The organism is Phnomibacter sp., from assembly GCF_036803085.1.
Taxonomy (GTDB): domain Bacteria; phylum Bacteroidota; class Bacteroidia; order Chitinophagales; family Chitinophagaceae; genus Phnomibacter.
In genome coordinates, this window is the sequence record NZ_DAIRUZ010000010.1 from 118876 (window position 1) to 140675 (window position 21800).

14 protein-coding genes are annotated in these 21800 nt (G+C 46.2%); 10 read left to right on the forward strand and 4 right to left on the reverse strand.

Annotated features, from left to right (window positions below; genetic code table 11):
• Positions 1 to 20: 20 nt before the first annotated feature.
• Complete coding sequence (locus V7Q13_RS16935) at positions 21 to 668, reverse strand: DUF47 domain-containing protein (protein WP_333801852.1); 648 nt, start codon at positions 666 to 668, stop codon at positions 21 to 23.
• A 204-nt stretch (positions 669 to 872) separates the two neighbouring features.
• Between V7Q13_RS16935 and V7Q13_RS16940 the strand changes: the two genes are divergently transcribed.
• On the forward strand, positions 873 to 2162 hold the full coding sequence (locus V7Q13_RS16940) for a glycoside hydrolase family 28 protein (protein ID WP_333801853.1): 1290 nt from the start codon (positions 873 to 875) through the stop codon (positions 2160 to 2162).
• A gap of 129 nt (positions 2163 to 2291) precedes the next feature.
• Positions 2292 to 5735, forward strand: a complete 3444-nt coding sequence (locus V7Q13_RS16945; RefSeq protein WP_333801854.1) for a DUF4450 domain-containing protein — start codon at positions 2292 to 2294, stop codon at positions 5733 to 5735.
• A gap of 63 nt (positions 5736 to 5798) precedes the next feature.
• On the opposite strand, the gene V7Q13_RS16950 is transcribed toward V7Q13_RS16945, so the two are convergent.
• Positions 5799 to 6191 carry a rhodanese-like domain-containing protein gene (locus tag V7Q13_RS16950; protein WP_333801855.1) on the reverse strand — a complete coding sequence of 131 codons (393 nt, stop codon included), beginning with the start codon at positions 6189 to 6191 and terminating at the stop codon, positions 5799 to 5801.
• A gap of 539 nt (positions 6192 to 6730) precedes the next feature.
• Between V7Q13_RS16950 and V7Q13_RS16955 the strand changes: the two genes are divergently transcribed.
• The 7 genes from V7Q13_RS16955 (at position 6731) to V7Q13_RS16985 (ending at position 17522) form a co-directional block, all read left to right on the forward strand.
• Positions 6731 to 7813 carry a TIGR03032 family protein gene (locus V7Q13_RS16955; protein ID WP_333801856.1) on the forward strand — a complete coding sequence of 361 codons (1083 nt, stop codon included), beginning with the start codon at positions 6731 to 6733 and terminating at the stop codon, positions 7811 to 7813.
• A 20-nt stretch (positions 7814 to 7833) separates the two neighbouring features.
• Positions 7834 to 9459, forward strand: a complete 1626-nt coding sequence (locus tag V7Q13_RS16960; RefSeq protein ID WP_333801857.1) for an FG-GAP-like repeat-containing protein — start codon at positions 7834 to 7836, stop codon at positions 9457 to 9459.
• Between the two features lie 1015 nt (positions 9460 to 10474).
• Positions 10475 to 11599, forward strand: coding sequence for an FG-GAP-like repeat-containing protein (locus V7Q13_RS16965; RefSeq protein WP_442958267.1), 1125 nt, complete (start codon positions 10475 to 10477; stop codon positions 11597 to 11599).
• A gap of 261 nt (positions 11600 to 11860) precedes the next feature.
• Positions 11861 to 14656, forward strand: coding sequence for a TonB-dependent receptor (locus tag V7Q13_RS16970; protein ID WP_333801859.1), 2796 nt, complete (start codon positions 11861 to 11863; stop codon positions 14654 to 14656).
• Positions 14657 to 14710: 54 nt separating this feature from the next.
• Positions 14711 to 16096 carry a hypothetical protein gene (locus V7Q13_RS16975; RefSeq protein ID WP_333801860.1) on the forward strand — a complete coding sequence of 462 codons (1386 nt, stop codon included), beginning with the start codon at positions 14711 to 14713 and terminating at the stop codon, positions 16094 to 16096.
• Between the two features lie 86 nt (positions 16097 to 16182).
• Positions 16183 to 16677: a hypothetical protein gene (locus V7Q13_RS16980; protein ID WP_333801861.1), complete on the forward strand. Its 495-nt coding sequence runs from the start codon at positions 16183 to 16185 to the stop codon at positions 16675 to 16677.
• A 188-nt stretch (positions 16678 to 16865) separates the two neighbouring features.
• Positions 16866 to 17522, forward strand: coding sequence for a phosphatase PAP2 family protein (locus V7Q13_RS16985; protein ID WP_333801862.1), 657 nt, complete (start codon positions 16866 to 16868; stop codon positions 17520 to 17522).
• 41 nt (positions 17523 to 17563) lie between these two features.
• Here the strand turns inward: V7Q13_RS16985 and V7Q13_RS16990 are convergent, their stop codons facing one another.
• A complete protein-coding gene (locus V7Q13_RS16990; RefSeq protein WP_333801863.1) occupies positions 17564 to 18616 on the reverse strand; it encodes a sensor histidine kinase in 1053 nt (350 codons plus the stop codon).
• Positions 18617 to 18676: 60 nt separating this feature from the next.
• Positions 18677 to 19357: a response regulator gene (locus V7Q13_RS16995; RefSeq protein WP_333801864.1), complete on the reverse strand. Its 681-nt coding sequence runs from the start codon at positions 19355 to 19357 to the stop codon at positions 18677 to 18679.
• A gap of 149 nt (positions 19358 to 19506) precedes the next feature.
• Here V7Q13_RS16995 and V7Q13_RS17000 point away from each other — a divergent pair, with 149 nt between their 5' ends.
• Positions 19507 to 21747, forward strand: a complete 2241-nt coding sequence (locus V7Q13_RS17000; protein ID WP_333801865.1) for a hypothetical protein — start codon at positions 19507 to 19509, stop codon at positions 21745 to 21747.
• Positions 21748 to 21800 lie beyond the last annotated feature (53 nt).

The following is a 21800-nucleotide window of genomic DNA, read 5'->3' on the forward strand; positions in this document are numbered from 1 at the left end:
AAGAACCGCTTGGGCAGGCTTTAGGCGTACTTAATGATGATGGATTCAATCACATTGCCGGCGTCTTCAAACTTATCGGTCACCAGTTCCAGCACCTGATAAATTTCCCGCTTCTTAATCACTTCTTTGGCATCTGGCTCTGTTGCAAACAGGCGTTCAATGCTCAGATCAAACACATCGTCGGCCTGATTTTCGATGCTGTTTACCCGCACCAGTGCATCGGTAATACTGCGTACATTTTTCATGTTGCGTAGTTCTTTTACCGCTGTTTGTACTTGTATACAACCTTGCTCAATGAGGTCAGCAAATTTGGAGATGCCAATATCGTTAGGGTTTACCCGGTAGAAGTTTATTTTTTTGGCAGAAGCGTAGATGTAATCTGCAATATCATCGAGGGCAGACGCCAGGTAGTGAATGTCTTCGCGGTCGAACGGTGTAATAAAATTGCGGCCGAGTTCGGTAAAAATGCGGTGGGTTACTTCATCGTTTTTGTGCTCCAGGTCTTCTACTTGCTTAATAAGGGCAGCACGTTTGTCATAGTCGGTTTCATTCACTATTTCTTTCAGCTTCTTACCCATTATTTCAAGGTTGTCGGCTACGTTTTCAAACAAATCGAAGAATACCCGGTCTTTGGGCAGAAAGAATTTGAGTACAGAATTGAGACCCATGTGTAGTTGTTTTTTGCGCAGCAAAGGTCAGCGGATAGATGCTCAGTAAACGCATGCTGTTATTTGGTAATAATTTCTTAACAATGAAATAATGTAGCTGCTGCAGCGCCGAAAGGCTGCCTCCCTTATATCAATCGTTTGCGGACAGCACAGGACACTCGGCTTTGGCGGTTGGCTACTTTTATGGGGCTAATCATTTGCCATATGTACAAATTTCGCCTCGTGGCCATCTTTCCGATGGTTTTGCTCGCCATTGCTACTTCCGCTTCGCCCTTTTATGGGTCCGACAGCTCGAATACAACATACGTTATTACACAACACGGCGTAGGTACCGACAGCAGCAAGCTGAGCACAGCAGCCATTCAACAAGTGATAGACAAAGCTGAAGCAAATGGTGGCGGAACCATTGTTGTACCGAAAGGTGTGTTTTTAACCGGCGCTTTGTTTTTTAAACCCAACACCAAACTGCAGTTGCAGGAAGGGGCGCAGCTCAAAGGCTCCGATGATATCAGCCATTATCCGTTGCTGCCCTCCCGCATGGAAGGCCGCAGCATTTACTACTATGCGGCTTTAATCAATGCCTATCATGTAGACGGTTTTGAAATCAACGGCCCTGGTACCATTGATGGCAATGGGTTAAAGTTTTGGAAGTACTTCTGGTTTTACCGCGACTCAGTAAAAAAAGAAGGCCGTAGTGCGACCAACCTCGAAGTACACCGGCCTCGTTTGGTATTTATTTGGGGCAGCAACAATGTGCAGATAAAAAATGTGAAACTGCACAATGCAGGCTTTTGGACCACGCACTTATATCAGTGCAACAATGTATTGATTGAAAACTGTGATATCCGTTCGCCATTTGCACCGGTGAAAGCACCCAGCACCGATGGTATTGATATTGATGTGTGTAAAAACGTGACTGTTCGCAAATGCTATATCTCAGTAAATGATGATGCGGTATGTGTAAAAGGCGGTAAAGGCCCCGATGCTCATTTGCGTAGCGAAAACGGTGTGGTAGAAAACATTCTGATTGAAGATTGTGTGTTTGGTGAATCGCATGGTACACTCACATTTGGCAGCGAAAGCATTCATGCCCGCAACATTATAATGCGCAATTGTGTGATGGAACACAACACGTCCATCCTGCGGTTGAAAATGCGCCCCGATACGTATCAGATTTATGAAAACGTACGCATCGAAAACATCACAGGCAAGTGCGGCACTATTATTAGCATGGCACCGTGGACGCAGTTTTTTGATATGGGTGGCAGTACCGCCAAACCCTATGCACAAGTACGCAACATTGTTTTCAACAACATACAGGTGCAGTGCAACAGCCTGGGCACTATGGAAGGAAACCCCATGGATACTGTAAGTGCTATACAGTTCAACAATGTGAAAGCTACCGCCAAAGCACCGGTGTTGAAAACGCCATATAAAGGAGGCATTGCGTTGAACAATGTATTGGTAAACGGCCAGCCATTTGAGTGGAAGTAGCGGTTATATATTTATGTGTAACCAAAATTTTTTCTGTAGATGAGTAACATCGCCGACATGGGCAGTGAGGCCTGCTACAGCAACAGCAAGTTGCGTTTGTGAAGAGGCCATCCATAAAATTTTTAGTGAATGAAGGAGTTTGTATTTGTAACCTGTTTGCTGTTTTTTTTCGCTGCTGCAGTAGCGCAAGAGAAAAAAATATGGCACGGCATTCAACGTGAAGTACGGTATCGTCCAGAAGGAAATGATATTGTTATTGAAAACGGCACAAGGCGTTTTAATCGTGCATTGTATGGTGGCAATACGGCCTTTCGTGCAGAAGCCGGCGACCTGCCAGAGTTTGCATTATACATGCCGGGTATGGGTGGCAATCTGAAATTTGGTTTTGTTATCAATGGAAAAAGTAAATGGCTGATTGGAGCAAAACATATCAAAGCCTTGTATCGTGCGGGTTCCATGCTGTACGAAATAAAAGATCCGCTGCTGGGCAAAGCAGTGATTTATGTACACGCCATTGCATTGTACGACAGAGAAGGGTTGATGTTGAAATTGTATACTAGCAATGCGCCAGCGGGCTTGCAAATAGTGGCTGCTTACGGTGGCGCAACAGGCAAAAAGTTTTCACGTGATGGAGATATTGGTGCTGATCCTGAATCCTCATTTTACCTGAAGCCTGAGTATTGCAAGGATAATATTTATACTATAAAGAATAACCATTTCAGTTTGCTGTATGGTTTTGCAAAACCTTTAAGCGAAGAAGAACGCTACGAAGTACAGCATTTGCCCAATGCACAAACCAACAATGCAGCTGCAGATAAAGCAAAAGCAATCGCGGCTGTGTTTCCTGAAAATACAGTGATGAAAATTGCGGATGCCACACAATTGCAATCGCCGCAAAGTTTTCTCACAGCTGCAACTTCAACAGAAGCACCTGCACTATCGGCTGTTGTGGACGCACAAAAAGTACCCCTGTATTTTTTAATACAGAAGTCGGAAAAAAGTCAAACAGTTGCTTACCATCAATTACCAACGCTATTTTCGCAAGCAGAAATTACCAGAAAAAAAATTGCCAACAGCATAACCATCAACACGCCCGATGCACACATGAATGCATTGGGCCCGGCATTAAGTATTGCTGCTGATGCTGTATGGGAAGATCCATCGTTTATGCATGGCGCTGTGGCATGGCGTATGCGGCTGAATGGCTGGCGGGGAGCGTACCTCGCCGATGTAATGGGCTGGCACGACAGAGCCAGAAAACATTTTAACGGATATGCATTGTCGCAGGTTACAACACCTGCCAGCGGGCCCGTTGTAGCCGACACAGCATTGCATTTGGGACGGCAACTTGAAAGGTTGGGGACTTCATTATTTAGTAGCGGATACATTTCAAGAAATCCGGGTGGCGATTTACGTGCCCATCATTACGACATGAATTTGGTATTCATCGATCAGTTGCTTAATCATTTCAACTGGACCGGTGATACTGCGTATGTAAAACAGATGTGGCCTTTGCTGGTGCGGCATCTCGATTGGGAAAAACGAAATTTTGATGTGGATGGCGACGGAATGTATGATTCCTATGCGGCTATCTGGGCAAGCGATGCTTTGCAGTATAGCGGCGGCGGTGTCACACATTCTTCGGCGTACAATTACCGGTCAAATAAAATGGCTGCACAACTGGCCATCATTGTTGGTGCCGATGGCAGCAAGTATGCAGCAGAAGCAACCAAAATACTTAATGCCATTAACCAGCAATTGTGGATGAAGCATAAAGGCTGGTACGCCGAATACAAAGATTTGTTGGGCAATAAATTGTTGCATGAATCAGCTGCCTTATGGACCATCTATCATGCACTCGATGAAGGCATTGCCGATCCCATTCAAGCGTATCAATCTTTGCAATATGTAAATGCATATATACCACGTATACCCATTGTGGCCAAGGGTTTGCAAGATTCAACATTGTATACATTATCAACAACCAACTGGCAGCCCTACACGTGGAGTTTAAACAATGTGGCTTTGGCCGAACTGCTGCATACCGCAATGGCGTACTGGCAGGGGGGGCAAAAAGAGGAAGCCTATCGGTTATGGAAAAGTTCGTTGATGGAAAGTATGTATCTGGGTGCCAGCCCCGGCAATATTCAACAGCTTAGTTTTTACGATGCCATACGTGGAGAGCTCTATCGAGACTTTGCCGATCCAATAGGCATGGCGGCTCGTTCGCTGGTGGAAGGTTTGTTTGGTATAACGCCTGATTTGCTCAACCATTCTTTAACTGTGAAGCCTGGTTTGCCAAAGCAATGGAACCATGCTTCCATTAATACCCCCGACGTTTCATTTTCATTTAAGCGAAAAGGATTGGTTGAAGAATATACTCTTGTTACTCGTTTTAAACAGGCTGTGAAGTTGCAGCTGATATTGCCAGCCTATCGGGATGTCATTGCATCGGTTACTGTGAATGGGAAAGCAGCTACATGGAAAAATATAGACAGCATTATTGGACAACCCGCCTTGCAAATAGAAACCGCTCCTGCAAAAAAATTTACCGTAGTGATACAATGGAAAGGTGCCGCATTTGAAAAACCACAACACCAGTTAGCCTATAACGGAAAGGAACTGGTGCAAGTAACTTTGAAAAAGGCAACTGTCTTAAACGCTTATCAGCCGGTGGAAGTATTGCGCAACCTGAGATACAGCAGCAATACGGTTTCGGGAAAACTAAACGATGCAGGCGTAAACAGCCTTTACCTGCAATTGAAACAAGGAAACTTTACATGGTTTCAACCGTTGAGTTTTTCACTCATAAAAGATGAGTTGGTGTATCAGGAACCTGCTATTTCAGCTACCACAACATTTGAAAAAATTGATATAGCACCCTACTTCAACGATGCGGTAACCAATATTTTCAAGAACGAATATTTATCGCCACGCCCTGCTGTGCCTACCTTGCAGCTGCCAGTACAAGGTATTGGCAATTGGGCGTATCCGCTTACAACCGCAAACATTAGCGATAGCGGCTTGCGTGTAAAAGCAGGCGTCAAAAACGAAGTGATTATCAATCATATTCCATTCAACACTCCATCTGCTGAAAAAAAGAATATCGTCTTTACATCTATGTGGGATAATTATCCCGATTCGGTTGTGCTACCATTAACCGGGAAAGCTTCACATGCTTATTTGTTGATGGCGGGTAGTACCAACCCTATGCAAAGCCGAATACTGAATGGAACGGTTGAAGTAACTTATGCAGATGGAACTTCCACAACATTGCCATTACGCAATCCTGAAAACTGGTGGCCCATTGAGCAAGATTTTTTTGTAGATGGTTTTGCATTTACCACAGGCGACACCAAACCCATCCGTGTATTGCTCAAGACGGGAGAAGTGATGCCGCTGAATTATAAATACACAGGCATCAAAGGGTTTTCCAATTTTGGTATTGATGGCGGAGCTGCTACCGTACTCAATGTAAAATTGAACCCGGACAAGCAATTAACAAGTATGACACTCAAGACCGTTGCCAACGATGTAGTCATTGGTTTGATGAGTGTAACATTAGTACGCTAGGTATTTGCTTTTCGCTTGAAAGTTGCACAGCTGCAAACGTGAAACTTAGCCTTCACCACTTCTCTATGCCTTGTGGTGCCCATGCCCGCCGCAGCATTTGTGACTGTTTACTGGCAGGTCGCCGGTATCGCCTGTTACCGGATAGCCTTTGGCCACCCAATGTCGCAAACCTTTGCGCATGTGATATATGCGGTCGAAACCATTTTGCTGCAAAAAAGCAGCGGCATCCAAGCTCAACACGCCTCTTTCGCAGGCTACTACGATATCCTTTTCAACAGGTAGTTCGGTAAACCGCTCCATGAGTTGACTCAGTGGCATATACATGATATTGCCTTCGGCAAATTGAAGTGCTTCGGTCGCTTCCGCTTCGCGGATGTCTAACAATATAGCCCCTGTTTTGAGCCACTGCCTGGTACTGGTGGGGCACAGCTCCCGAACCACTATTGAAGTTTGCATACACCCAATTTTTTTCAAAGCAACAACAAGCCTGGCTAGTGGGCAGTAACAAACATCACCGCAGCCAAAAGAAGATAAGATTGAAAATTACTTGTACGCTGTAACACCGTGGCAACTCAGTTTTACTCAACGGTAAATACTGAAATAAATGATGGAGTTGCTCATTCGTTAGTAGTTGTTTTACTACATGCTTGTGATTTTTTAATGCTTATTTTTACCCACTTATTTATGTAAATACATTGCTGCTGATGTACAACCAGATGGCTGTAACAGATTGAGTATGTGCATCAGGCGTTTTACGCTTTACAAATCTCCTGGAAAGAAACAAATCAACTATTGGGTAGTTGTGCGATGATTGCCTGCGGGTAATATTCTCCTTTGGGAGCATGCTTGCATCTGCAACACCCTTATTGGAAAAAAACAGGATGTATGATTTGTCAGTTATTGATACATAGTGCCGCAGGCATCAACAAGTACAGCATTTTTCCGTGTCTGGAACAATGGTTGTGCCAACCTTTTACCACACAATTCCAGCATCAATGAGTTCTGCACTACCTCCGTTTTCTTGTACATATACACCTAACGTACCCTCATTGCTGCAATCACTACAGTGTAGTGTTGCTATCTCTACCTATCAGGCGGGTAAGGTTATTTTTTTATCGCCCGATGGCAATGGCAGCATGCGACAGCTGCCCCGCAATTTTGATAAGCCCATGGGCATGTGCTATCACAACGGCCGTATGGCTTTGGCTACGCAGCACGAAGTAGTGGTGCTTTCCAACGGTGCGGGTTTGGCTAAAGAATATCCGCAAAAGCCCGGCTATTACGATGCGCTTTTTGTGCCCCGTGCCAGCTACTATACCGGCACTGTAGATCTGCACGACATTGCCTGGGATGCACAAGGCCGCTTGTTGGCTGTTAATACCTTGTTTTCTTGCCTCGTCCACATTACGGACGAATACAGTTTTACCCCTGCGTGGACACCGCCGTTTATCAGCAGTCTGGTATCGGAAGACCGCTGCCACCTCAACGGCATGTGCATGGTAGATGGCCAACCGAAATACGTAACCATGTTTGGTAAAAGCGATAGCCAAAAAGGCTGGCGCCCCAATGTAACGATGGGTGGCTTGCTGATGGATGTACAAACCAACGAAGTAATACTCGACCAACTGCCCATGCCGCATACGCCCCGCTATTTCAACGGGCAGTTGTATTGCCTGCTGTCTGCCACCGGCGAACTGGTACAGGTAGATGTGGCCAACAAAACCTATGAAGTCATCAGCCGCAGCAATGGTTTTGTAAGAGGCATGGATATGATAGGCGAATACCTGTTTGTGGGATTGTCTAAGCAACGCAGTACTGCTTCTGCAAAAAGAACCTTGCCCGTAGCACAGCAGCCGCTGGAGTGTGGTATCGATATCGTTCATCTGCCTACCCGGCAAATAGTGGGCAAAATCCGCTACCTCAATGGTACCGAAGAACTGTACGATGTAGCAGTACTGCCGCAGATGCAGCAGCCGGGCATTCTCAACCATACCACGCCGCAGCACCAGCGGGCACTGCACCTACCCGACGGATGTTTTTGGCGGGGAGATGATGAAACCACTCAAGCAACTCAATGATCACTTTAAATAACACGACAATGCAAACAACTGTACACTTTGCCACGCAACAAACACGTAACAACTACGTGAAAACCATGACCCGGTTGGAAAGGGCCATTGCCACCGGCCGCTTTTTGGCACTCAGCCTGCGCAAACGCCGCCAGCTTTGGCAGCGACTGCTGCGCTACAGCCGGCAACTCGGCCGTGCCATCAAACCATCTTTGGCCGCTGCCATGCTAACAATGGGCGTATTTATGACTGCACCTGTTAACGCTCAAACCGTAGTGCAACGCACTGGGGTTGATAATCCATTGAACGGAAAATCGGTTCCCGGTGAATCAAAACCCGCCTTTGCCGATTTGGATGGCGATGCAGATGTAGACATGATGGTTGGTCAATCTTATGCCAACAATGTCTACTTTATCCGCACCAGTGGTGCCCCTGTTACATTTGGAGCCGGCAGCCAGTTTTCATTTGAAGTGCTGGAAAATGCAAGCCCCACATTTTTCGATTACGATAACGACGGAGACATGGATCTGTTCACAGGAACATTTAATGGGGCCATCGCTATGAACCCTTATGTAGGAGGCGTAGCAGGAACAACCTGTAATCCAAAAAATTCGTCGCTCAGTGCCTATTCGTATTATAGTACCCCTACTTGTACCATTACAGGCCATACCAATCCATTGGCAGGCATTACCGTAGGTAATAATGCTACACCCGCTTTTGTAGATATCGACAATGATGGCGATATGGATTTGTTTATTGGCAATTCGTTGGGAGTGATCACTTATTATAAAAATACCGGCACTCTTGGTTCGCCTGTATTTTCATTACAATCAGGTGCTTCCAATCCGTTCAATGGTGTAGATGTGGGCAATTATGCAGCACCTGCCTTTGCCGATATTGATGGCGATGGTGACAAGGATGCATTGATTGGTGCAGGCGATGGTACCCTGAAATATTATAAAAATACCGGCACTGCTGCAGCGCCAGTATTTACCCTGCAATCGGGTGCTGCAGATATCTTTTCTACGATTGATGTAGGCAACAACGCTGCTCCAACTTTTACCGATTTGGATGGCGACACCGACCGTGATTTGGTACTGGGCGATCAAAACGGTAATCTTTATTACTATGAAATCACCGGTGTGTTACTCCCCGTAGTTTGGAAAGAGTTCAGCGTACAACAGCAGGGTAGTGCTGTACGCTTGCAGTGGGCTACCCAGCAAGAGCAGCAAACCAAAGACTTTGTGGTACAGCACAGCACCGATGGTACCAACTGGACGAATATTGCTACCGTAAAATCTGCGGGCAATAGTTTGACTGCTAAGCAATACCAGTACCTGCATGCTACAGCTGCTGCGGGTATCAACTACTATCGCCTGTTGCAACGCGACCTCGACAATACAACTGCTACCAGTGTGGTACGCAACATTCGCCTGCAAGGCGCATTGGCAGGTTTTGCAGCTTCGGTACAGGGCAACCAACTGCTGCTGCAGGTACGTGAGCCCATGGAGCTGAGCCTGCTAAATGCACAAGGTGTCATCCTGCGCAAAGGCCGTTTTGCTACCGGCTACCAACAGCTCGACCTGAGCCAGTACCCCGCCGGTGTATACTTTGTACATGGCAAGGGCCACAGCACCCGTATTGTACGACAGTAATCGTTATTATAGTTCTGTAGCATAAAGCACTCCCAACAAGGAGTGCTTTATTTTTTGGTGCCAAATAGTATGTTTTAAAACAACAGTTGTTGAATCAGATTGAATCTAATTTCTTCTACTATTTGTGTTGACGCATTTATTTGTTTTTGTAGTCATTCTACTACAAAACAGCAATATGTGTAACGTTATATTTGTAGGTGAATGAATTTGCATGCTATACATCTCTCTTTTTGCCTTAGCATGTAACCATTATTCCGCCGATTTTTCAAGACCTTCTGTATAAATCTCCGGAATACAATGTGTGTTCAGTTGCAGAAAAGTTTCAACCGCTTAGAAGCTGCTGTTCGCTGATGATCATGGATGAATCTACATGCCGGAATGAATGTTTTTTTTCAAATACCACACTACTTCAGCAGTTACAAAGTCTTTGCTAGGCCTGCATATTCGGGTGTGATGGTAACGTTTCCCATTGCTTTTAATGAATGCTTAAAATAGTACGTTTATGCAAAACGCTGTACACTGTGCATCGCACCCAACAGGTAAAAATGATTTGAAAAACCTGCTCTTTTTGGAACGGCTTTTCACAATAGGACGATTGTTAACGCTGCGCCTTTTCAAAGGCCTGCATTTGTGGCAACGGCAGGTAAACTACAACCACTCCATCCATCGGCTTATGAAGCCCGCTTTGATGGCCGCCATGCTTATTGGGGGAGTATGCTGTGTAAACTCTTTGCAGGCGCAGGTTTTCACTGAGCGAACGGGTAATGCCAATCCGGCAAATGGGTACAAGTTTACCGAGAATTGGGTGAGCCTCAGCTTTGCTGATACGGATAACGATGGTGATCAAGATATGGTGATGGGCTTCAATACGGGTTGGATTGATTTTGTTAGTAATGATGGCACGGCTCAAAGCCCCTATTTTACGCAACGTAATTCTTTCTATTATGCTTTATCGGGCGATAGAACTTACTCGCAGCCTTTCTTGGTAGATATCAATAATGATGGCTATAAGGATATGTTTTCGGGGTCGTACGATGGCACAATTTATTATTTCCCCAATCTTGGCAAAACGCCATACTCAATCCCTAAATTTCCTGGTACTCCTATTGATGTTGATCCGCTGCCTGGTTACACAAACCCATTCGAAGCCATTGGTATTCCTCAATATTCCAGGGTAAGCTTCGCTGATATCGATGCTGATGGCGATTTTGATGCATTTATCGGGCACAATTACAATTATGGTGGGCTCAAGTATTTTAAAAATACAGGTACAGCAGCGTCACCCATGTTTGAAGAACAAACAGGATCGGCTGCGCTTCCAATCAGTTTGGGCTCTCTTACTAATCCTGCAAGACAAGCAATGGCCGCTTTCGGTGATTTAAATCGAGATGGTCGTTTAGATGTTTTGTTTGGATTGAGTAACGGGCAAATAAAATATTTTACCAATGTTGGCACCGCCTGCAGCCCACGTTTTAGTGAAATGACCGGCACCAAGAATCCGCTGTCAGGCTATTCATTCATTCAAATGCAAGCTCTTGCGCCATCACTGGTAGACATTGATAAAGATGGCGACCTGGATTTGTTTGTGGGGGTTTATGGAGGTATACGCTACTTTGAAAATACGGCTGCACCACTCCCCGTGGTTTGGAAAGATTTCAGCGTACAGCAGCAGGGCAGTGGTGTTCTCTTAAAATGGGCTACCCAGCAAGAGCAGCAAACCAAAGACTTTGTGGCACAGCACAGCACCGATGGCATTAACTGGACAACTATTTGTACCGTAAAAGCAGCGGGCAACAGCGCATTGGCTAAGGAATACCAATACCTGCATGCCACGGCTGCTGCGGGTATCAATTACTATCGCTTGTTGCAACGTGACATCGACGACCAATCTGCTGTAAGTGCGGTACGCAACATTCGCCTGCAAGGCGCATTGGCTGGCTTTACGGCTTCGGTGCAGGGTAACCAATTGCTGCTGCAGGTACGTGAGCCCATGGAGCTGAGCCTGCTAAATGCACAAGGTGCCGTACTGCGCAAAAGCCGTTTTGCTACCGGCTACCAACAGCTCGACATGAGCCAGTACCCCGCCGGTGTATACTTTGTATTAGGCAATGGCCAAACAAGCCGCATAGTACGCCAGTAATTTCACTACTTACCATTTGCATAAAGGCACTTCCGATAGGGAGTGCCTTTTGTTTTGTGCCTTGCGTTTGCCTCAGGGCCAGTGCATATCCGTTACTACACCTGTTATGGATTGCTGCTGCCTGATATAGTGCTGATTGAGTAACCAGCCGTCACCCGCCGGGAGGCCTGCGACAAACTCCCTGTTCACAATTCCTTAATACAGGGGTAACATGGCCGTAATAGTGCAGTGGTTCTTTTGCACCGAATTAAAACAATTGGTGTGAAGAACCTATTTAAGTTGTCATTCATTTCCCTGCTCATTATACTTTGCCAAAACCCCGCCATAGCGCAGGTTTCGGTACGCCTGAGTGGTAAAATTCTCAACCAGCGCAACCAGCCTGTGGCCGGTGCTACCATTTCGGTAAAGGGGCTGCGTAGTGTGCCGGCCAATGCCGATGGCGAATACAGCCTGCAACTGCCCGAAGGCAAATACAGCGTAACGGTAACCGCAGTAGGTTATCAAACAAAAGAAGTGGTAGATGTAGAAGTAAAAGCCAACCTCGACAATACACTGGACATTTTACTGGAAGATAAAAAAAGTGAACTGGGCGAGGTGGTAGTTACAAGCAGCCGCCGCCAGGAGAGCACCAATACCATGCTCACTTTTCAAAAAAACAACACGGCCATGAGCAGTGGCTTGGCGGCCGATTTTATTAAGCGTACACCCGATAAAAATACCGGCGAAGTATTGCGTCGTGTGAGTGGTGCTTCAATTCAAGACAATAAGTTTGTTGTAGTACGTGGCCTCAGCGACCGCTATAATGCAGCCATGATTAACGGGGCTACACTGCCGAGTTCTGAGCCCGATAAAAAAGCTTTTTCGTTTGATGTTATTCCTTCGCAGCTCATTGATAATATCATTATCAACAAAACAGCTACACCAGAACTTACAGGCGAATTTGCCGGCGGTTTGGTACAAATTGCCACCAAGGATATTCCTGTAAAAAACCTGTTGAATGTGGGTGTGAGCTTTGGCTTTAACACACAGTCTATCGGAAAGGAATTTGTGAGCAACCGCCGTGGTGCAACTGATTGGTTGGGTTTTGATGATGGCCAGCGTAGCCTGCCTGCTAGCTACCCCACCAAGTATCTTGCTTATAACCGTTTGCCTATGGCCGATCGTTATGCCATCAGCCAGCAGTTCAACGACGGCGTTTATGATGAAGTAACTTCTACTGCCGGTCCTATTCAGCAATACAATCTTACATGGGCCAATGCCGTGAGAGATAAAAAAGGCGGTGCCTTTGGTTCTGTGGTTGGCCTTACGTATCGTCAATCCAAGCTCATTTTCCCTACCGTTAATCGTCAGATTTTCGACTTTGATGGTTCTACACTGCTCGACTATGTAGATGCACAAAATAAGAACAGCACCACCTGGGGCGGTTTGGCCAATTTTGCGTACAGCAAAGGCAAAACAAAAATTGCTTTTAAAAATTTGTTCAACCAATTGCTGGAAGACAACTACTACCGCCGTAATGGTGTGAACATTGATAACCTGCAGGATGTGCAAATGCGTTCATCGGTACTCAACCAGCGCAGCTTGTACAGCAGCCAGGTAGAACTGACGCATCAGTTCAAAAACAAGTTTAAGTTTTCGGGCAATATCAACTACGCTTTCAATAAAAAAGACCAGCCCGACCTGCGGGTGCAAACTTATGCCAAGCCTGCAGGCAGTACAGCGCCTTTTAGCCTCAACAACCGCGGTAACAATACCAACCGTTTTTGGAGCGATTTGAAAGACCAGAGTGCTGGCTATCAGGTAAAATTAGAAATGCCCTTCAACCTGAAAGGTGTGAAGCAGGTAGCTTCTGTTGGTGGTGGTTCTTTTGCCCGCATCCGCCAGTTTCAGGCCACTATTTTGGGTGTAAATGATCCGTCAAATGCCGGTCTGTTTTTTGAGCAATACAACAACGTTTTCCAAAGCACCAATTTTGGCCCCAACGGCTTTATGTACATCACAGATCTGCAGAACGTGAACGATAAATATTTCGGCGCTTCTGTACTCAGCAATGCGTACGTGATGTTTGATAACAAAATTGGTGAAAAGCTGCGCCTGGTATGGGGTGCCCGTGGCGAATACTTTGAGCAGGTGGTAGAAACAAATGCTACTAAAAACCTCGAAGTACAAACCGATAAGTTCGACTTCCTGCCTTCTGCCAACATCACTTTTACACCCAACCGCAAAACAAATTTGCGGGTAGCCGCCAGCCGCACAGTAGCCCGTCCTGAGTTTAGAGAGGTTGCACCATTTGCCTTTTTCGATTTTGAAGAAATTGCTTCTACAGTGGGCAACCCCGATTTGAAGCGTTCTTCTATCATCAATACAGATGTACGTTACGAATGGTATCCTAAAGCAGGAGAAATGATTTCTATTGGCGCATTCCTCAAATCGTTTGATGCACCAATAGAGTTGCGCCTCAACAGTGCCAGTGCACCTACCCGCCGCCAGTACCAGTATCAAAATGCCGAGAGTGCTATTTTGTATGGTGCCGAGTTTGAATTCCGCAAGTCATTAGGCTTTTTGGGCAAAGAAGGTGGCTGGATGGAGAAACTCTACTTCAATGGTAATGCTTCACTCTTGTTTAGCGAAGTGACGTTGCAAATTCAAGATGCAAGTGGTGTAAAAACTGGTGCATTCAATCGTCCGTTGCAAGGCCAGAGTCCTTACCTCATTAATGCCGGTTTTCAATACGATGGCGACAATGGTTTGAACCTCTCATTGTTGTACAACGTAATTGGCCAACGCCTTCGTTTTGTAGGTAACGACAACTATGGCGATGTGTATGAAAAGCCACGTAACCTGCTCGACTTTCAGATTTCAAAAAAGATCATGAAGAAGCGTGGCGAAGTTCGCCTCACCGTAAGTGATTTGCTCAACCAGTATGTGCTGCTGTACGAAAAACCCATTACCAAAGAGAAGACAGCGTATGATGAAAATGTGGACCGCATTTTCACCCGCTATCGTCCGGGTACTACCTTCTCAATAGGCTTTACTTACGATATCAATATCAAATAGCCATTTGCTATCCAACTACACAAAAACAGTTTAAAAAACTTTCAAACGAATACAATGAAAAAGTTAGGCATCATCCTGGCAGCTATTACCATCACGGCTACGTCGTGCATTAAGGTCGACATCGATAATTCTTCTGTAGACAGCGGCAACGGTAATGGGGTATATGCTACCAAGCAAGCCGAAATTTCGGCTACCAAAGTAATTACCGGTGTAATTAACGATGGTGAAAATGTGGAACTGCCCAAGGGCGTTTACACGCTTAAAGGGTACGTGTATGTAAACGGCCGAGCTTCTATCAAGTTTGCACCCGGTTCTGTTATCAAAAGCGACACTGTACAAAAAGGTGCGTTGATCATTGAACGCAATTCAAAAATCTTTGCTTGTGGTACTGCTTCTGAGCCCATTGTATTTACTTCTGGCAAAGCTGCTGGTAGCCGCAAGCCCGGCGACTGGGGTGGTATCGTTATCTTGGGTAATGCACCCACCAACCGTACTACTACACCCATCATCGAAGGTGGTATCAATGCTGAATACGGTGGCAGTGTAGCTACCGACAACAGTGGTTCTTTGTGCTATATCCGCATTGAGTACGCTGGTATTGCCGCTGACCCCAACTCAGAAATTAACGGTCTTACACTCGGTGGCGTAGGTAGCGGTACTACTATCAACTACGTGCAGGTTTCTTATGGCAACGATGATGCTTACGAATTTTTCGGTGGTACTGTAAATGCCAAATACCTCATTGCTTTTGCAACAGCTGATGACGATTATGATTTCGACTTTGGTTACAATGGCCGCCTGCAATTTGGTGTAGCCCTGCGTGATCCTTTGTTTGTAGATGCCGGCGATGCGGGCAATGGCGTAGAGTGCGACAACGATGCTACAGGTAGCAATGCCACTCCATACACCAAGCCTTCTATCAGCAACTTTACCTGGGTTGGTCCTAACAATGCTGCTGGCACTTTGGCCAATCATAACTTCAACATGCGTTGGCGCCGTGCTACACAGTTTGATGTACGCAACTCTGTGTTGATGGGTTACATGGATGCCGGTTTGTCTCTCGAATCAGACTCTACTGTAAGCTTCTATAAAAATGGCGCTTCTGCTTTCCGCAACAACCTGGTGCATGCAGTAACGGCTCATTTCCGTGCAGCTACCAACCCTGTTATGACTTCTGCTGAAGTAGAAACAAAAGCGTTGGCCGATGGCAATACCAAACATGCAGCTGCAACAGAAATTGGTCTCACCAATCCATTTGTATTGAATGCACCAAACTTTTTGCCAGCAGCAGGCAGCCCTGCGTTGAGCGGTGCAGCTTTCACTGGTACTGGTTGGGCTGGTGTATCTTTCTGGACAACGACTACTTTCCGTGGCGCCTTTGGCGCAGACAACTGGATGACTGGTTGGGCAAGCTTCACTCCGCAAACCAATGTATATTAATCTTCCTCTTTTCTGTTTTTTTGCAAACTGCTTTCGCCGAAAGACGAAAGCAGTTTGCTTTGTAGCTAGTTTCAATTTTTTGTAGCATGAAGAAGTTTCTCGATTATCCTTTGCTGTTGCTGATTGTATGCTCGTTGGTTGCCTGCCAAAGCAATCAACCAACCAATGCTGGTACAACCGCAAAAGATTCCACCGTACTCATAACTACGGGTATCACGTTAGAGCCCGGTTTGGCTACAGCAGATAGCATTTCCATTTTGTTTTACAAACATCCTTTTACAGATGATAAAGAACAGTATACCCGGTTTTATACCAGCTTTCAAACCACAACAGATACTGTGCTGGCATTGCTGAAAGAAAACATGACGCTACCATTTACAGAAGATAGTTTACGGGATTGCCGCAGCGAAGGCAAAATGTTTGTGTTTAGTAAAGGCAAAGTGGCGCAGACTATTTATTTTACTACACAATCGGCGCAGTGTACGCACCTGTATTTCATCAATACAGGGCGCTACTACTACTTTCCATTTCAGGCTGCTTTGCAGCAGCGGCTCGCTGTGCTGAAAGCATTGGCTAAATAGCAGTTATCTGTTTACGATTTGTTAGCCTTGTCTTTACATTGGCGTAATGCAGGCATCGTTATTTCACCACCTATTCATTTGCATTCTTCACAGCAATACGTAGAGTAGATTTTCTCGAACCCGCCTCGGTGTCCACCGCTGGCGGTTTTTTTTGGGCAGTTGCCCCAAGGGGTAGACCTTTGTATACTATGCAAACCAACCAGCGTTTTGGAAATATAGCTACACCATCCACCCGCCTTTTTTTTACAGCGGCGCTCTTGTATTGGGCCGGCGGCCTGCTGGTAATGATGAATTATGGAAAAGCCGAAGGCTTTTTACTGATGCGAAATGTAGGCTCACCCATCACCGATTTTTTATTTACTTACCTCACTCATGTGGGTGATGGGCTGATGGCGGTGGCTGTATGTGTGCTGTGGTTGTTTCAAAAAAAATGGCCGAGAGCCATAGTGTTGTTTGCCGCTTTTGCTGTGTCGGGGCTGTTGGCACAGCTCATTAAAAACACGGTTGCCTCTCCGCGTCCTGCTCCGTTTTTTAAGGCTAACGGTCAATTGATTGATGCAGTAAACGGGGTGGAATTATTGCAAAGCCACAACAGTTTTCCTTCGGGCCATACCGCTACCGCTTTTGCCTTGGCTACATCGTTGGTGCTGCTCATGCCGTGGTGGCAAAAGCGCTGGTGGCTGGCTTTTATAGTAGCTGTGGGTATTGGCTACAGCAGGGTGTATTTAGGGCAACATTTTTTGCAAGATGTGTTGGCCGGTTCAGTATTGGGCGTGTTGAGTGCGGCGGCAGTGTACCTGCTGCTGCGCAAATGGAATCCACCTTTTACCAGAGCGGCCTGGTAATTAGTCGATCTTACTTTATACAAAGTAATTCAAGTTATCTCTCAGGCCTCTTTGCGGCCTTCGAGTGTAAAACCAATGGTGGTGCCTACATCGGGCTTGCTGCGTACATGTATGGTTTGGCCATGGGCTTCTACCAAGTGCTTGCAAATAGCGAGGCCCAAACCACTGCCACCTACTTTGCGGCTGCGGGCCATATCGGTACGGTAAAAGCGTTCGAAAATGCGGCCCAAATGTTCTTCGGCAATGCCCGTGCCATCGTCGCTTATTTCAATCAGCACCCGCTTGCCATCTGTAACATAAGTGCTGGCTACTACCGTACCATTTTCGTGCCCGTATTTAATAGCGTTATCTACCAGGTTAATGAGCACCTGCCGTATTTTTTCTTTATCTGCAAATACAATCATGGGTAGTTCGGTGCCTTTCTTCATGCTGCAGCGAATGTTTTTGGCACTGGCTTTTACATGCAGCATTTCGTACACTTCTTTTATCATGTCCTGTATCACAAAGTTTTCTTTGTGCAGAGGAATCACACCACTTTCCAGTTTCGATATTTCATCAAGGTCGTTGGTAAGGTTTACCAGCCGCTCCACATTGCGTCCGGCTTTTTTCAAAAAACGGTGGAGTATTTCCGGATTGTCGGCAGCGCCATCCAACAAGGTATCGAGGTAGCCTTGTATGGCAAAAATGGGCGTCTTTAATTCATGCGACAGGTTCTGCAAAAACTCTTTGCGGTATTTTTCGTTGGAGCGAAGTGTTTCTATCTGTCCTTCTTGCTGGCGGGCCCATTTCTCCACATCAGCTCGTACTTCATCTATTCCTTTTTGGGGCAAAATGTATTTGTAGTAAGTCTCTTCTTTTTTGCTGGCCTTGGTTTTGTAAATGAACTTATAAATGAGTTTGATTTTACGGTAAATGAATTGCTGTAGCACCGCTAAAATCAACGCATAGCTACCGGCTACAAATACTACAAAACTGACGGCCACCAGTTCCCACTCGGGCCTCAGTAGCCACGCACCCACCAGTACCGGTATGCCCAGTATAATGGCTGTAAAAAGCGATAATTGTTTCGGCGAAAAATTTTTGGTATTGAGCATGGTTTTTTTGCTGCCCACGGGCATTTGTTCAAGTGCATAAATGTACGTGGATAACAGTTTTTACTGCAGATCGAACTTGTAGCCCACACCTTTTACCGTGGTGATACAATCTACATCCAGCTTCTGGCGAATCTTGCGAATGTGTACATCAATGGTGCGGTCGCCCACAATCACATCGGTGCCCCACACATTGCTCAATATTTCGTTGCGCAAAAACACCCGGCCCGGCTTGGCAGCCAGCAGGTACAGCAGTTCAAATTCTTTTTTAGCCAGCACAATGTCTTTTCCGCTGCGGGTCACCACAAAGCGAACGGGGTCAATGGTCATGTCGCCCATGCTGAGCACTTTTTGGCCGCTGTCTTTTTGAATGCGGCGAAACAAAGCATTCACCCGGCTCAGCAGCACCTTGGGGCTGATGGGTTTGCTCAGGTAATCATCGGCACCGCTGTCGAGGCCTTTGATGTGAGAGCCTTCATCGCTGAGGGCGGTGAGCATTACGATGAGTGTTTCTTTAAACTCTGGTTGTGTACGGAGAATGTTGCACACTTCGATGCCCGATTTGTAGGGCATCATGATATCGAGAATAATGAGGTCGGGGTGATGCTGGCGGGCCAGGTCGAGGGCCTGATTGCCGTCTTTTGCTTCGAGTACCTTGTAACCTTCGCGGCTCAGGTTGTAGCCGATGATCTCCAAAATGTCTGCTTCGTCGTCGGCAATGAGGATGGTACCCTTGGTGTCCATTAACAATATGTTTACGCAAAAATAACTGCTGTGACTATAGCGGGGAGGTAAATGAGTGTTTACCAAATTGTTAACGATGCTGCCAAAATTTTGCAAGCCTGCTGCACAGCCTCCGGCAAACCCAATTGAAGCTATTAACTTTACCCCGCATGCAGTACGTAAAATTGATTTGGATGGCCCTGTGTATGGGCATGATGACGATGGGTAGTGCCCATGCACAACTCACCGAGCAGTTCAGTCCCGACCTCAACCGGGCCCTGTTTCACTCCCGCCTCGACCAGGCGCAAAAAGATATGCTGGCCATTGATGGCCGTGCCGATAGTCTTATGACGGTTTACCCCAGTCATGAAATGAACGAGCAGCTGCAATACCTGGTGCAAACCCGGATTGACGACTGGCAGCGTCGGGTAGAGCTGAGCAAAACATACGACCACAACAAGAAGCTGACGTACCTGCGCAGCATGACAGAACTGCTGTATGCCTACGCAGTTGAAATCAGAAAAAAATCAACGGACTGGAGCAGCTTTGCGCCCTTGCTCAATGCGTTTGAAGAAGGCTTATTAAGAACGGAAGCAGGGAAAGATGTGTTGCCATTGCTAAGGCCTTTACCCTATGATGTGGCCAAAATCATTCCCAACAACTTTGCGTTTCGAAATAGCGCTGGCATTCGCCAGATACAGGAATTCATTTTCCTGAAACTCATATCCGAAAACCCGGAGCAAACGCTGAAAAGACTGGCCGAAAATCCAAGCTATTCTTTTACCGATAGTTTGATTTCGGTAGCGGCCCGCCGCCGCCCCGAAGAGTTGATTAACTATGCACAGGCCAGCGGTACACCTTTGGGCATTATCATTGCCCGCCATGCCGATCCGTTGGTAAAAATGATTGTGCAACTGGCAGGCGATCGTTCGGGCCAATTGTTTTTTCCTTTTCTCGATGATTTGAGCAAAGGCAACATCAGTAAAAAAGAAATTGAAACGGCCATTGCCGATTCAGCTGCTTACTATCGGCTGCTGGTAAAAACACAGGTAAACTATGCAGGCCGTATGCGCCAAGGCGATACGCCTGTAGTACTGCGTGGCCTGCAAGACATGCTGCACCGCAAATCGCTGGAAGTGTATGTCAATACCATCAACGGTTTGCATGATTTGCCGGCACCTGTTCGTTTCAAAAAAATACAAGGCCTAACGGTACCTGAGCTTTATTATTTGATAGTGCTGAACGAAGCAGAAATTTATACCAGTAGTTACACTTACGTGTACAACCGCCTGCTGGAACTGACACCTGGCAAAAGTGCCGATACACTGCTGCAAATAGTGAACCACGACAAGTACAAGAAGTTTTTGACCATGGCGGCCAACTACAATACGCTGAATGACTTTTTGGCCAAAATGAGTGCTGCTAACGCTAAGGCATTGATGTCGGCCTTTGTGAGTAATTTGGAAAAGGGCAGCAGTAAAGATGATATTGAAGATGCGGTGGATGTGGCCAATGCGTATGCCAGTATTACACAGCCTGCTATCCGTGCATTAATGCTGAACAAGGTGAAGGAAAACCTGGCCATGGCTGAGCTCATGAATAACCGAAAGGGTCGTGTTATTTACCGGCTGGAAAAAGTGATTATGGAAAGCAGTGATAGCGAAATGGACAGCAATCTGCCGAGGGTAAACATTTCTGACTCATTGGGTATTCCACCTGTGTACGATATCAGCAACCGGCAGCTGCGAGATAGCCTCGGCCGCATTGTGTTGCAAATGTATTTTTATGGCGATGCTGGCGGCAAAGGCACCTTCAACCACTTACTTCGCATTTATGCCGACAGAACCAAGTGGGCCATAAAAGCTACGCCTGAATGGGTGCAGTTTACCAGTATTGGTTCGCCCGTTCCCTTTGTGTTGTTTGCCAACCGTGCTTTGGATGAAGAAAACGATGAAGATGAAAATGCGCAACGCAAACTTATTGAGTACATGACCAGCAATGGTTTTTCGCCGTCTATTACAGTGCATCGTGGGCATAGTTATTACCTGCCCTATACCATCAAAAAAATGCTGCCCAGCAGGGTAGTGGTGTTGGGTAGCTGCGGTGCCTACCACAACCTCGCCGATGTGCTGCGCATTTCACCCGATGCTTCCATCATTTCGAGCAAGCAGGTAGGCTATGGCGAAATCAACGTGGCATTGTTTACTTACCTGGTAGACAAACTGAAAATGGGACAGGATGTAAAATGGCCATCTATGATGACAGAGGTTGCCGGCCGCATTAGTGCCGAAAAGAAAGAAGGCTATGACGATTACATTTTTCCGCACCAAAACCTCGGTGCCCTGTTTATCAAAGCTTACAAAATAGCCAACCGCGAAGCCGATCCCTTCGAAGGCATTACGTTAAAATAAAACAGCGGGTGCAGCGGCCAACGGGCTTGCCTTAGTTTCGCAGCCGCAAGGCG

Coding starts and splice junctions, on each gene's coding strand:
- V7Q13_RS16975 (WP_333801860.1), top strand. CDS start 14,711: ATGAAAAAGTTAGGCATCATCCTGGCAGCTATTACCATCACGGCTACG.
- V7Q13_RS16935 (WP_333801852.1), bottom strand. CDS start 668: ATGGGTCTCAATTCTGTACTCAAATTCTTTCTGCCCAAAGACCGGGTA.
- V7Q13_RS16950 (WP_333801855.1), bottom strand. CDS start 6,191: ATGCAAACTTCAATAGTGGTTCGGGAGCTGTGCCCCACCAGTACCAGG.
- V7Q13_RS16995 (WP_333801864.1), bottom strand. CDS start 19,357: ATGGACACCAAGGGTACCATCCTCATTGCCGACGACGAAGCAGACATT.
- V7Q13_RS16980 (WP_333801861.1), top strand. CDS start 16,183: ATGAAGAAGTTTCTCGATTATCCTTTGCTGTTGCTGATTGTATGCTCG.
- V7Q13_RS17000 (WP_333801865.1), top strand. CDS start 19,507: ATGCAGTACGTAAAATTGATTTGGATGGCCCTGTGTATGGGCATGATG.
- V7Q13_RS16985 (WP_333801862.1), top strand. CDS start 16,866: ATGCAAACCAACCAGCGTTTTGGAAATATAGCTACACCATCCACCCGC.
- V7Q13_RS16955 (WP_333801856.1), top strand. CDS start 6,731: ATGAGTTCTGCACTACCTCCGTTTTCTTGTACATATACACCTAACGTA.
- V7Q13_RS16960 (WP_333801857.1), top strand. CDS start 7,834: ATGCAAACAACTGTACACTTTGCCACGCAACAAACACGTAACAACTAC.
- V7Q13_RS16965 (WP_442958267.1), top strand. CDS start 10,475: ATGTTTTCGGGGTCGTACGATGGCACAATTTATTATTTCCCCAATCTT.
- V7Q13_RS16945 (WP_333801854.1), top strand. CDS start 2,292: ATGAAGGAGTTTGTATTTGTAACCTGTTTGCTGTTTTTTTTCGCTGCT.
- V7Q13_RS16990 (WP_333801863.1), bottom strand. CDS start 18,616: ATGCTCAATACCAAAAATTTTTCGCCGAAACAATTATCGCTTTTTACA.
- V7Q13_RS16940 (WP_333801853.1), top strand. CDS start 873: ATGTACAAATTTCGCCTCGTGGCCATCTTTCCGATGGTTTTGCTCGCC.